Genomic DNA, 12849 nt, shown 5'->3' on the forward strand with positions numbered 1-12849 from the left:
TTTTTAATAAAAATATAGTAAAATAGACCAGCATTTGATTTTTTTACTGGAGATATTAAAATATGGGGAATTATAGAGAGTTTATAAAAGACAAGAAAAGAATTGTTATAAAGATAGGTTCATCTTCACTTATGCATGAGCAGACAGGCAGATTGGACCTTTTAAAGATTGAAAAGCTTGTAAGGATTCTTATTGATATTAAGAATTCAGGAAAAGATGTTGTTTTAGTTTCTTCTGGTGCAATAGCTGTGGGAAGGGCTGTTATAGGACTTTGTGACAGACCTACAGAACTTCCGGTAAAACAGGCATGTGCATCCATAGGACAGGCTAAGTTAATGATGGTTTACCAGAAGATATTTGCAGAATATGGTGCAGTTGCATCACAGGTTCTTCTTACCAAGAACACAATAGTTAATGATGTTAACAGGACTAATGCACAGAATACATTTAATGAAATCTTAAAGCTTGGGGCAGTTCCAATCGTTAATGAGAACGATACAGTATCAACTTACGAGATTGAACAGCTACAGGCTTTTGGAGATAATGACAGACTTTCAGCAATTGTTGCTTCAATTATCGGAGCGGACCTTCTTATTCTGTTATCTGATATTGATGGTCTGTATACAGATGATCCAAACACTAATCCTAATGCAAAATTTGTTGAAACTGTATACGAGATTGATGAGAAGCTTATGGGAATGGGTAAAGATTCATCCGGCAGTAATATGGGGACTGGCGGAATGACAACCAAGCTTATTGCAGGAAAGATTGCAACACTGTCGGGGGCGGATATGATTATTACTAATGGTAATGATGTTGACAATATTATCAGGGTTATGGCTGGGGAAAATGTTGGAACATTGTTCTTAGACCACAGAGCATCTGATTTTGACCTGATGTCTCTTATAGATTAAGGCCGATTGAAGATTACTTGGACGACAACAGGAGGTCATACATGGATATTAAGCTGATGAAGAATTCGGAGAAGGGTATATTTTTTCCTGTCAATGACAGACTCTTAATGCAGATAACAGATGATAATTATCAGTATCAGGGACTTCAAGGAAAAAAATATTTTATTCTGAATGCAGCAACTAACGAGAAAGCAGAAGTGGCAGCACAGATAAAGAAATATAATTTCTGTAAAATCAGGTATGCGTGTCGTGAAAAAAATTATATATTTTTCACTTCAATGGAATCTGTTACAGAAAGCAGGATATCTCTTACTGTATACAGATTTATGTTTGAGAGTAATGAGAGTGAAGCTGTTTATACCATGGAGATAGATAATACAGACATTGCAGATGAAATTACATATTACATTTATGTAATGGATTCGAATTATTTCTTTATACAGAAACAGGATAAAGATAATCAGCTTATTGATATATTTATGCATGATATTAATGCTGATTCCGATAACGATTTAAGTGATACATTTGTAAATGAAATGGGAATATATAAGGTTATTCCAGCCGGTGGCAATAATTGTATTATAAAATTCGGGGCAGACAGGATGAAAATCCGTGACAGTAAATCATCCGAAAAGATAGCACTTCTTAACTGCAAGCAGTTTGTTTCAGAAATTTCGTTTAATGGCAGTATGATTACTTTAGAAGAACTGGATAAGTCTGATGAAGCAACAACATTTCCATATATTAAGGCAAGTGCAGAAAAGATTATTTATTCAAAATATAATTTTAAGAGCCAGTCAGAAGAAATTGTTATATATGATACATCTACGAAGATTAAACAGGTAAGGCTGAATAATAATGTTGAACATGCTATGGACTTAAGTTTTACTTATATTATTAATGATACTCCTTATATACTTAAGAGAGAGGAAAAAAGTACCTGTTTTATTAATCTTAATACGCAGAAGACTGAATACAGGCTTCATTCTGATATGAAATTCAGATATATGTTTAATGATATAGTTGTAGTAACAAGAATGAAACATAGATTTTTCTTTATTAAGAAGCCTTCAGAATATATTGAAGTATACCGCATATCTGAACTTCATCATCCAATGCTGTCAACTAAAGCAGAGTATAACAGTTGTTCTGAAAGTGGTGATGATTTGATAATATTTACTAATTAGAATGAGGAAGTTATGGTTACAGAGAAAACATTAGAAAGAATTAATGAGCTTTATCATAAGTCTAAAGCAGAGGGACTGACAGATGCAGAACTTGCTGAACAGAAGCAGTTAAGAGCTGATTATGTTAAAGCTTTCAGAGAAAACTTAAGAGGACAGTTAGAATCTATTAAGATTAAGAATCCTGATGGTTCTTTAATAGATGTCAAGGCAAGACATGATGAGAAGATGAAAAGATTGGCAGAGGAACAGGCAGAGAAAGGTAACTAGATGGATAAGAATGAAGTGCGTCAGCTTATTATGAACCGCAGACATGAATTGTCAGATGAAGATATTGAAATGCAGAGTGGACTTATAATTGACAGATTGAAAAAATCGGACATATATAAGACATCGGAAAATGTATTTCTGTATATGAGCTATAACAGGGAAGTTGATACATATATGCTTCTTTCGCAGTGCTTTATGGATGGCAAGAAAGTATATGCTCCAAAAGTTTTATCAAAGACACAGATGGAGTTTTATTGCTTATCTGATGAGAATGATCTTGTAAGTGGTTATATGGGAATTATGGAACCGTCTGACGTCTGCGATAAAGCTAAGATCAGAGATGGACTTTTTATTATGCCGGGACTTGCGTTTGATTATGATTTTCACAGAATAGGTTATGGCGGAGGCTTTTATGACAGATATCTATCGGAAGATAATACATTTATAAAAGCGGCACTTGCTTTTGATTTCCAGCTTTTAGAGAGTATTCCTTATGAGGAACATGATTTAAAACCGGATTATATTATTACACAGACACAGTTTATAAGGAGGGAGAATTGATGGAATCACTTGAACAGATTGGAATTAAGGCTAAGAAGGCATCAAGATATCTTGCTAAGCTTGGAATAGATGAGAAGAATAAGGCACTTGAAGCGGTTGCTGATGCACTTACAGCTAATGCAGAGAGTATAATTGCAGCCAATGAAAAAGACCTTGTTAATGCCAAAGCCAACGGAATGAAGCCTGCTCTTATTGACAGACTTACGCTTGATATTAAGAGAATCAATGCAATGGCAGATGGAATAAGAGTTCTTACAGGTCTTGAAGATCCGGTTGGCGAAGTAACAGGCATGAAGAAAAGACCTAACGGACTTGTTATCGGAACGAAGAGAGTACCTCTTGGCGTTGTTGCAATTATATATGAGTCAAGACCTAATGTTACTGCTGATGCATTCGGACTTACTTTCAAGTCTGGCAATGCCTGCATCTTAAGAGGCGGAAGTGATTCTATTAATTCTAATATTGCTATTGCAGATGTTATTGCAAATGCACTTTCTGACAACGGAATTAATCCTGATGTTATTAATCTTATAAAAGATACAGACAGAGCACTTGTTAACCAGCTTATGAAGATGAATGATTACATTGATGTAATTATTCCAAGAGGTGGGGCAGGGCTTATTAAGAATGTTGTCAACAACAGTACAGTACCTGTAATTGAAACTGGTACAGGGAACTGTCATGTATATGTTGATGAATATGCTGATATTGATATGGCTGTCAAAGTTATATATAATGCCAAGACTTCAAGAATTGGAGTATGTAATGCGTGTGAATCATTGGTTATTCACAAGGCTGTTGCAAAGCAGGCAATTCCACTTATTGTAAATGCACTTAAAGAAAAGAATGTTGAAGTGCGTGGTGATGAATATGCAATGCAGTGTGATTCAAGAATTGTTCCGGCAAGTGATGATGACTGGGGAATGGAATATCTTGATTATATTATATCTGTTAAGACTGTTGACTCTGTTGACGAAGCAATAGAACATATTAATACATATAACACAGGCCATTCAGAGTCAATAATTACTAAAGATTACAATAATGCCAACAGATTTCTTGATGAAATAGATGCTGCATGTGTATATGTAAATGCTTCTACAAGATTTTCTGATGGGTTTGAATTCGGATTTGGTGCTGAGATAGGAATAAGCACACAGAAGCTTCACGCAAGAGGACCTATGGGACTTAAAGCGCTTACAACGACTAAGTATGTCATATACGGAGAGGGGCAGATAAGACAGTAAGCTGTTTTATGGGTATTAGGTGTTTTTATGATTAGAAGAGATTTTGATTTAGAAGAAATGAAGTATTTTCTTCATCTTGTCGGACAGAGTACAGATGATTATCTTTATATACTGGATTTAACTAATGATAAAGCTGTTTATTCAAAATCAATAACTAATGTGTTTGCACTTGATTCAGAGGAATTTTCCAATGCTACGCAGGAATTGGTTAAAGTTGTTCATCCGGACGATATTGATATGCTGATGAATGATATAGAGGATGGAATGAATGGAAGAAAGAGCAGTCATAATTTAGAGTATAGATGGAAAACTGTGGATGGAGAATATGTTGCAATAAATTGTAGAGGACAGTATATAATAAGCCATGGAGCTATTTACCTTATTGGAAGAATATCGGAGATTGGGAAACAGAGCAGATTTGATAATAATACAGGACTTTACAGGGAAATTGTTCTTGAAAATGTATATAATGAATATGCTAAAACCAGAAATGCGTCAGGTTTTCTTATGCTTGTTGGTGTAGATAATTTTAAAGAAATTAATGAAAAATATGGTGCAAAAACAGGTGATGAAGTGTTGAATATTCTTACTGATTCAATAAAGAAATATATTGACACACCACTTAGAATATTCAGAATGCCTGGTGATGAATGTGCCATATTTATGCCGTATTCCATGGAAAATGATATTAATCAGGCTAAGATTCTCTATAAGAGAATAAGAAATCGTATTGACAGAGCAATTGAAAAAAGAAAGTATGACATATTTTTTACAATATCAGCAGGGGTTGCTGAATTTGATACAGAGAAAGACAGTTTTAATGAGTTGTTAAAAAATGCCAAATTTGCTCTTCATGCTGCCAAACTCAATGGTAAGAACCGATGTGAAATATTTGTTGAAACTGAGTATACAGAGTATATAGAAAAACTTAGTGTTCAGGATGAATTACGCAGATGTATAAGTGAAGGTTTTGAAGGATTTGAGTTATATTTTCAGCCAATATATAATACCGACGATGACAGTTTGTCAGGAGCAGAGGCTCTTATAAGATGGAATAGCAGAAAATATGGATTTATAGGTCCTAACACATTCATACCGCTTCTAGAGGACAGTGCACTTATTATTCCACTTGGAAGATGGATAATTAATACTGCTGCTAAGGCATGTAACAGATGGATTACCAGTATTCCGGATTTTGTTATGCATATTAATCTGTCTTTTGTACAGATTGTCAAAAGTAATATAGTTAAAGATGTATTAGAGAATATCGAAAGATACAGTGCAGCTAATAATCATTATGTATTTGAAATAACAGAAACTATAGAGATGGACCAGATACCAGCTGTTCAGAACGTATTTAAAGAATTTGTAAAGAATGAATTCAGATTCGCAATTGATGATTTTGGAACAGGATATTCAAATTATGGATATATGCGTGACAGAACATTTGATATAGTTAAAGTTGACAGGTCTTTTGTAACTGATATAGATAAACTTAAAGATAATTATCTTATGGTAAGTTTTATAATTAAGATGGCACATGAGATGGGATTGCATGTGTGTATTGAGGGTGTTGAAACAAAGGAAGAACTTTCATGTGTTAAGAAACTTGGTGCAGATTATATTCAGGGATACTATTATGGTAAACCGGTATGCTTACAAGATTTTGAAGAACAGCACTTGAAAAGATTTGTATTAGGATAAGTATAGAATGGAGAATTGTAGATAATGCAGGAAGATAATAACACCAGTGCACTTGAAGAACAGCTTTATTATATTGGAGAATGTAAGAAGTTCCTGGAAAAGAAAACAAAAGAAATAGGCAGACCGTTATATGCGTGTGTACACACATTTGGCTGCCAGATGAATGCCAGAGATTCTGAGAAGCTTCTCGGGGTACTTAAAGAGATTGGATATCTTGAGACAGAGGATGAGGATAAGTCAGATTTTGTTATATATAATACATGTACTGTAAGAGAGAATGCTAATCTTAAGGTTTATGGACGTCTTGGACATCTTAAGAATGTCAAAAGAAAGAATCCGCATATGCTTATTGCAATGTGTGGCTGTATGATGCAGGAGCCTGATGTGGTCGAGAAGATAAGAGATTCTTATAAGTTTGTTGATATTGTTTTTGGTACATTTAATATATATGCAATGGCAAAGCTTATATATAACAGAATTACATCAGGAAGCCAGGTTATTGATATCTGGGAAAAGACAAAGGATATTGTTGAGGAGCTTCCTACAGAAAGAAAGTTCCCGTTCAAATCAGGTGTTAATATTATGTACGGCTGTAATAATTTCTGTACTTACTGTATCGTGCCTTATGTACGAGGAAGAGAGATAAGCCGTGAGCCTAAGGATATCATTATGGAGATTGAAAGGCTTGTAAAGGATGGCGTCAAGGAAGTTATGCTTCTTGGACAAAATGTTGATTCTTATGGAAAGACACTTGACAATCCTGTATCATTTGCGCAGCTTCTAAGAGAGATTGATAAGATAGAGGGACTTGAAAGAATCAGATTCATGACACCTCATCCTAAGGATATTGAGGAAGAGACTCTTGAAGTTATAAGAGATTCCAAGAAAATATGTAATCATATACATTTTCCACTTCAGTCAGGAAGCTCAAGGCTTCTTAAGCTGATGAACAGAAAGTATACTAAAGAGCATTACTTAGAGCAGGTTGAGATGATAAGAAGAATACTGCCCGATGTTTCTATTACAACTGATATTATTGTTGGGTTTCCAGGAGAGACAGAGGAAGATTTCGAGGATACTATTGATGTTGTAAAGAAAGCAAAGTTTGATAGTGCATATACATTTATATATTCAAAAAGAACAGGTACGCCTGCTGCCAGAATGGAGAATCAGGTGCCTGAGGATGTTGTTAAGGACAGATTTAACAGACTGCTTGCAACTGTCAATGAAGTGTCACATGAGCATATCAGAAGATATGAGGGCATGGATATGAAAGTCTTGGTTGAGGGTAAAGATGACCATGAAGAAGGTTTTGTTACAGGCAGAATGACTAATAATATTCTTGTACATTTCGCAGGGGATGAATCACTTATCGGACAGATTGTTACAGTACATCTTGACGAATGTAAAGGATTTTACTATATGGGCAGACTTATCGAGGATTAATCAGGGAGTAATATAATGGCAGAGTATTCACCAATGATGCAGCATTATCTTGCTACTAAAGCAGAGTACAAGGACTGCATACTTTTTTACAGACTTGGAGATTTCTATGAAATGTTTTTTGATGACGCTTTAGTTGTCTCTAAGGAACTGGAACTTACATTAACAGGAAAAGACTGTGGACAGGAGGAACGTGCGCCTATGTGCGGCGTTCCTTTTCATGCGGCAGAAACTTATATTAACAGGCTTGTTTCTAATGGACACAAGGTCGCAATATGCGAGCAGATGGAAGACCCTAAGCAGGCAAAAGGCATTGTCAAAAGAGAGGTTATAAAGGTTGTAACACCGGGAACTAACTTAAACAGTCAGGCACTTGATGAAACTAAGAATAATTATCTTATGAGTATTGTTTATCTTGGAGATGTGCTTGGTGTTGCTATTGCAGATTATTCAACAGGTGACTTCTTTGTAACTGAGATTGAGACAGGTGCGGAGCTTATTGATGAAATTAATAAGTTTGTTCCGTCAGAGATAATACTTAATGAGTATTTTGCAATGAGCGGAATAGACCTTACATTTATATCAGAGAAGCTTTCCATATCAGTGTCAACACTTGAAAACTGGTACTTTGATGATGATTCCTGCAAGGCAAAGTTAAAAGAACATTTTCATGTAAATATGCTGGACGGACTTGGAATCAAGGATTATCCAGTAGGAATTGATGCTGCGGGAGCACTTCTTATATATCTTACCCAGACACAGAAAAGCGATATGTCGCATATTACAAGCATTGTGCCTTACACAACAGGCAAATACATGCTTATAGACAGTTCATCAAGACGAAATCTTGAGCTTGTTGAGACTATGCGTGAAAAGCAGAAAAAAGGCTCGCTTCTGTGGGTACTTGATAAGACCAAGACTGCAATGGGCGCAAGAGCGTTAAGAAATCTCGTGCTGCAGCCGCTTATTAACAGAGACGAGATTATAAGAAGACAGGACGCTATAGAGGAGCTTTCTGATAATGCAATTGACAGGGAAGAGATTCGTGAATATCTTGGCCCTATATATGACCTTGAGCGAATCATGACTAAGATTAGTTGTAAGTCGGCTAATCCAAGGGATTTAATTGCATTTAAGAATTCCCTAGAGATGATACCTCACATTAAGAATCAGATAGGACATTTTAAGTGTGATGTATTCAGACAGTGCTTTGAGCAGATGGACGACTTAAAAGACTTATATAATCTTGTTGACACTGCAATTATAGATGATCCTCCGATTACAATGCGTGATGGCGGAATGATAAAGGACGGCTTTTCAGCAGAGGCTGATGAGCTTCGTAATGCCAAGATTAAAGGAAAAGAATGGCTTGCAGAGCTTGAAAGCAGGGAGAAAGAAAAGACAGGAATTAAAAATCTTAAAGTTAAGTATAACAAGGTATTCGGATATTACCTGGAGGTTACTAATTCATTTAAAAACCTTGTTCCTGCTGAATGGGTACGAAAGCAGACTCTTACCGGTTCTGAAAGATACACTACAGATGAGTTAAAGCATCTTGAAGATATTATTCTTGGCGCAGAGGATAAGCTGTACTCACTTGAATATGATTTATTCTGTGAAGTCAGGGAGCGCGTAGCGGCAGAGGTTGTAAGAATACAGAACACTGCCAAGGCTGTTGCAATGATTGATGTGTATGCTTCACTTTCTGTTGTTGCAACACAGAATAATTTCATAAGACCTAAGATTAATGAAAAAGGTATTATAGATATTAAGAACGGCAGACACCCTGTAGTTGAGAAGATGATTTCTAATGATATGTTCATTGCCAATGATACTTATCTTGACAATGGAATGAACAGAATTTCAATTATCACAGGTCCTAATATGGCTGGTAAATCTACATATATGAGACAGACGGCACTTATTGTGCTTATGGCACAGACAGGCTCTTTCGTTCCAGCTGATTCAGCAAATATATGTATTGTTGACCGTATATTTACACGAGTCGGAGCATCTGATGACTTAGCTTCCGGTCAGTCAACTTTCATGGTTGAGATGACAGAGGTTGCCAATATCTTAAGAAATGCAACCCCTAAGAGTCTTATAATTCTTGATGAAATAGGAAGAGGAACAAGCACATTTGACGGATTAAGTATTGCATGGGCTGTTGTTGAGTATATTGCCAATACTAAATACTTAGGGGCCAAGACACTTTTTGCAACACATTATCATGAACTTACTGAGTTAGAGGGAACTCTTGACGGAGTTAATAATTACTGTATTGCTGTCAAGGAGAATGGTGATGATATCGTCTTTTTAAGAAAGATTGTAAAGGGCGGTGCTGATAAGAGTTATGGTATTCAGGTTGCCAAGCTTGCAGGAGTTCCTGATGTGGTTCTTAACAGGGCTAAAGAGCTTGTTGTGGACTTAAGTGATGCTGATATATCACAGAAAGCTAAGGATATTGCACAGTATTCCAAGAAGCTTGACAAGATGAATGACAAGTACAGAAAGGTTAATGACCTTGAAGTCAAGCAGATGTCGCTTTTTGATACTGTTAAGGATGATGATATAGTAACTGATATAATGAATCTTGATATAAGCAATATGACACCTATTGATGCGCTGAATACACTTTATAAGCTGCAGGGAAAAGCTAAGAACCGCTGGTAAGATAAGCAGAATAGGAGAAATGTATGCCAATAACACTTTTAGACCAGAATACGATTAATAAGATTGCTGCAGGAGAGGTCGTCGAAAGACCTTCTTCTGTAGTTAAGGAGCTTGTTGAAAATGCTATAGATGCCGGAGCAACTGCAATTACAGTTGAGATAAAGGAAGGTGGAATTTCATTTATCAGGGTTACTGATAATGGAAGTGGTATCAATAAAGATGAGATTGAGATAGCATTTAAAAGACATGCCACAAGTAAAATTGAATCAATTGAAGATCTTATGGCTGTTTCGTCTCTGGGCTTCAGAGGTGAGGCACTAGCGAGTATAGCTGCTGTATCACAGGTTGAACTTATTACCAAGACTGCTGACAGTCTGAGTGGTGTGCGTTATACAATTGATGGCGGAGTACCAGGTGAAGTGGCAGAAATAGGCGCTCCGGAGGGAACTACATTTATTGTAAGAAATCTTTTCTATAATACTCCTGTTAGAAGAAAGTTCTTAAAGACAGCGACTACCGAAGGAGGATATATTGGTTCGCTTGTGGAATATCTGGCACTTTCGCATCCTGATATTTCGTTCAGGTTCATAAGTAATAACCAGAATAAGCTGCATACATCGGGTAATATGAATCTTAAAGATATAATATATAATGTGTATGGCAGGGATATAACTAATAATCTGTATGAAATCAGCGGCAAGTCGCAGGATATTGAGGCTTCTGGTTTTATTGGCAAGCCTATGGTTGTCCGCGGAAACAGGACATATGAGAATTATTATATCAACGGCAGATATATCAAGAGTAGTATTATAACTAAGGCTATAGAGGATGCCTATAAGGGCTTTATAATGCCACATAATTATCCGTTCAGTGCGATACATTTTAAGATTAATCCTGCAATTATTGATGTAAATGTACATCCAACCAAGATGGAACTGCGATTCTCGAACAATGAATATATATATAATTTTGTATATGATACATGTTTAAAAGCTCTTAATTCAAAAGAACTTATTGCAGAAGTTTCTGTGCCTGATCCTGTTGCAGTTAAAATGCAGGAAGAACCTGTTGTAAGAAATGTTATGCCGGATGTTAAGCTGCCAGAGAAGAATGTTTCGGATAGTATGCCATGTAAGACAGAGACAAAATCTGCAGAGTCTGCAAAAGCAGAAATTAAGCCAAAAAGACTTCCGGAGCCATTTGAAATTAAGGGTTCTCTGCAGATGGTTATGGAAGATAAAGTAAGATATGAAGCTGTGACAAAATCTGAACCACCAAAGCAGATGAATCTTTTTGAGAATAAGCTTCTTGATGAGAACAGCCGTAACAAATACAGAATCATAGGGCAGCTGTTTGATACTTACTGGCTTATTGAATTTGAAGATAAATTCTATATGATGGATCAGCATGCGGCGCATGAGAAAGTGCTTTATGAAAGAACGATGAACAAGCTTCATAATAAGACGATTGGAACTCAGATGATTCTTCCACCGATTGTATTGTCGCTTAATATGCATGAGGAAGAAATATACAAGACTAATCAGGATATATTTAAAAGATTAGGGTATGAGATTGAAGAGTTTGGCGGCAATGAATATAAGGTTACAGGAATTCCAGCAGGACTTCCTAAGATGGATTACAAACAGCTCCTTATTGATGTTCTGGATGGACTTTCTGAAGAAAGTGCCGGCAAAGATCCTGATATTATTACTGAAAAGGTTGCAAGCATGTCATGTAAAGCGGCTGTAAAGGGCAATAACAGACTGTCATTTAATGAAGCATTTGAACTGATGGACGAGCTTATGAAGGCAGAGAATCCATATAACTGTCCGCATGGCAGACCAACACTAATTATGATGAGCAGATATGAGATAGAAAAGAAATTTAAACGAATAGTATAGAGGCTGATATGAAAAAAGAACCTTTAATAATACTTACAGGTCCGACAGCAGTTGGAAAGACAGAGCTTTCCATAGAACTTGCAAAGGCGGTAAATGGTGAGATAATAAGTGCCGATTCCATGCAGGTATACAGATATATGGATATAGGAACTGCCAAGATAACAAAAGAAGAGATGCAGGGGGTTAAGCATTATCTTGTTGATGAGATTGAGCCTTCAGAGGGCTTTGATGTGGCAAGATTTAAGTCTTTGGCAACAAATGCAATAGAAAAAATCCGTGAGAACGGTCATATTCCTGTAGTTGTTGGCGGAACCGGATTTTATATACAGGCACTTTTATATGATTCTACATTTGAAGATGATGAAAGTGACTATGAATATAGGGATTATCTTCAGGGGATTGCTGATACTAAGGGTGCAGAGGTGCTTCATGATATGTTAAAGGTAGCTGACCCTGAATCTGCAGAGGCAATTCATGCTAATAATGTCAAAAGAGTTATTCGTGCACTTGAATTTTATAAGACGACAGGCAGAAAGATATCAGAGCATAATAATGAGCAGAGAGCTAAAGAGTCGCCTTATAATTTTTGTTACTTTGTTCTTAATGATAAAAGAGAAATTTTATATGACAGGATAAACAGGCGTGTTGATATAATGTTTGACAACGGACTGCTTGATGAGGTAAAACATTTGTCGGACATGGGGCTTGTAAAGGACGATGTTGCCATGCAGGGAATCGGATATAAAGAAGTGTTCGATTATCTTGAGGGCAGATGTGACGAGGCAGGTCTTAGAGAGATGATTAAGCAGGATACAAGACATTTTGCAAAAAGACAGCTTACATGGTTTCGGAGAGAGCCGTTGGTTACATGGGTGGATTTTTCCCAGATACGAAGAGAAGATGCGCTTTCGTATATGCTTGAACAACTAAAAGAAAAGGAAATTATTTAATT

The 12849-nt window shown here is 36.3% G+C and carries 10 protein-coding genes; all 10 read left to right on the forward strand.

Going from position 1 to position 12849, the window contains the following annotated elements; all coding sequences use genetic code 11:
• The first annotated feature begins 62 nt into the window (after positions 1-62).
• From proB to miaA, 10 genes are read left to right on the forward strand one after another with little or no spacing between them, the layout of a single operon-like run.
• Entirely contained in the window at positions 63-914 is an 852-nt protein-coding gene (gene proB, locus EUBELI_RS04740) for a glutamate 5-kinase (protein WP_012739219.1), read from the forward strand.
• Between the two features lie 41 nt (positions 915-955).
• Positions 956-2101, forward strand: coding sequence for a hypothetical protein (locus EUBELI_RS04745; RefSeq protein ID WP_012739220.1), 1146 nt, complete (start codon positions 956-958; stop codon positions 2099-2101).
• Positions 2102-2113: 12 nt separating this feature from the next.
• Complete coding sequence (locus EUBELI_RS04750) at positions 2114-2368, forward strand: DUF896 domain-containing protein (RefSeq protein ID WP_012739221.1); 255 nt, start codon at positions 2114-2116, stop codon at positions 2366-2368.
• Positions 2369-2929, forward strand: coding sequence for a 5-formyltetrahydrofolate cyclo-ligase (locus EUBELI_RS04755; RefSeq protein ID WP_012739222.1), 561 nt, complete (start codon positions 2369-2371; stop codon positions 2927-2929).
• Positions 2929-4176, forward strand: a complete 1248-nt coding sequence (locus EUBELI_RS04760; RefSeq protein ID WP_012739223.1) for a glutamate-5-semialdehyde dehydrogenase — start codon at positions 2929-2931, stop codon at positions 4174-4176. Before EUBELI_RS04755 ends, EUBELI_RS04760 begins: the two co-directional genes overlap by 1 nt.
• 27 nt (positions 4177-4203) lie before the next feature.
• A complete protein-coding gene (locus tag EUBELI_RS04765) occupies positions 4204-5880 on the forward strand; it encodes a bifunctional diguanylate cyclase/phosphodiesterase (RefSeq protein ID WP_012739224.1) in 1677 nt (558 codons plus the stop codon).
• 24 nt (positions 5881-5904) lie between these two features.
• Positions 5905-7326, forward strand: coding sequence for a tRNA (N6-isopentenyl adenosine(37)-C2)-methylthiotransferase MiaB (gene miaB / locus EUBELI_RS04770; protein WP_012739225.1), 1422 nt, complete (start codon positions 5905-5907; stop codon positions 7324-7326).
• 15 nt (positions 7327-7341) lie between these two features.
• The gene (gene mutS / locus EUBELI_RS04775; RefSeq protein WP_012739226.1) at positions 7342-9996 is read left to right on the forward strand and encodes a DNA mismatch repair protein MutS; all 2655 of its coding nucleotides are present in this window, start codon (positions 7342-7344) and stop codon (positions 9994-9996) included.
• 23 nt (positions 9997-10019) lie between these two features.
• Positions 10020-11897: a DNA mismatch repair endonuclease MutL gene (mutL, locus tag EUBELI_RS04780; RefSeq protein ID WP_012739227.1), complete on the forward strand. Its 1878-nt coding sequence runs from the start codon at positions 10020-10022 to the stop codon at positions 11895-11897.
• 8 nt (positions 11898-11905) lie between these two features.
• On the forward strand, positions 11906-12847 hold the full coding sequence (gene miaA, locus EUBELI_RS04785; RefSeq protein ID WP_012739228.1) for a tRNA (adenosine(37)-N6)-dimethylallyltransferase MiaA: 942 nt from the start codon (positions 11906-11908) through the stop codon (positions 12845-12847).
• Positions 12848-12849 lie beyond the last annotated feature (2 nt).

Source organism: [Eubacterium] eligens ATCC 27750 (assembly GCF_000146185.1).
Taxonomy (GTDB): Bacteria; Bacillota; Clostridia; order Lachnospirales; family Lachnospiraceae; genus Lachnospira; species Lachnospira eligens.

Bases quoted from the DNA above. Each gene is read 5' to 3' on its own strand.
- proB (WP_012739219.1), top strand. From the start codon at position 63: ATGGGGAATTATAGAGAGTTTATAAAAGACAAGAAAAGAATTGTTATA.
- EUBELI_RS04745 (WP_012739220.1), top strand. From the start codon at position 956: ATGGATATTAAGCTGATGAAGAATTCGGAGAAGGGTATATTTTTTCCT.
- EUBELI_RS04750 (WP_012739221.1), top strand. From the start codon at position 2,114: ATGGTTACAGAGAAAACATTAGAAAGAATTAATGAGCTTTATCATAAG.
- EUBELI_RS04755 (WP_012739222.1), top strand. From the start codon at position 2,369: ATGGATAAGAATGAAGTGCGTCAGCTTATTATGAACCGCAGACATGAA.
- EUBELI_RS04760 (WP_012739223.1), top strand. From the start codon at position 2,929: ATGGAATCACTTGAACAGATTGGAATTAAGGCTAAGAAGGCATCAAGA.
- EUBELI_RS04765 (WP_012739224.1), top strand. From the start codon at position 4,204: ATGATTAGAAGAGATTTTGATTTAGAAGAAATGAAGTATTTTCTTCAT.
- miaB (WP_012739225.1), top strand. From the start codon at position 5,905: ATGCAGGAAGATAATAACACCAGTGCACTTGAAGAACAGCTTTATTAT.
- mutS (WP_012739226.1), top strand. From the start codon at position 7,342: ATGGCAGAGTATTCACCAATGATGCAGCATTATCTTGCTACTAAAGCA.
- mutL (WP_012739227.1), top strand. From the start codon at position 10,020: ATGCCAATAACACTTTTAGACCAGAATACGATTAATAAGATTGCTGCA.
- miaA (WP_012739228.1), top strand. From the start codon at position 11,906: ATGAAAAAAGAACCTTTAATAATACTTACAGGTCCGACAGCAGTTGGA.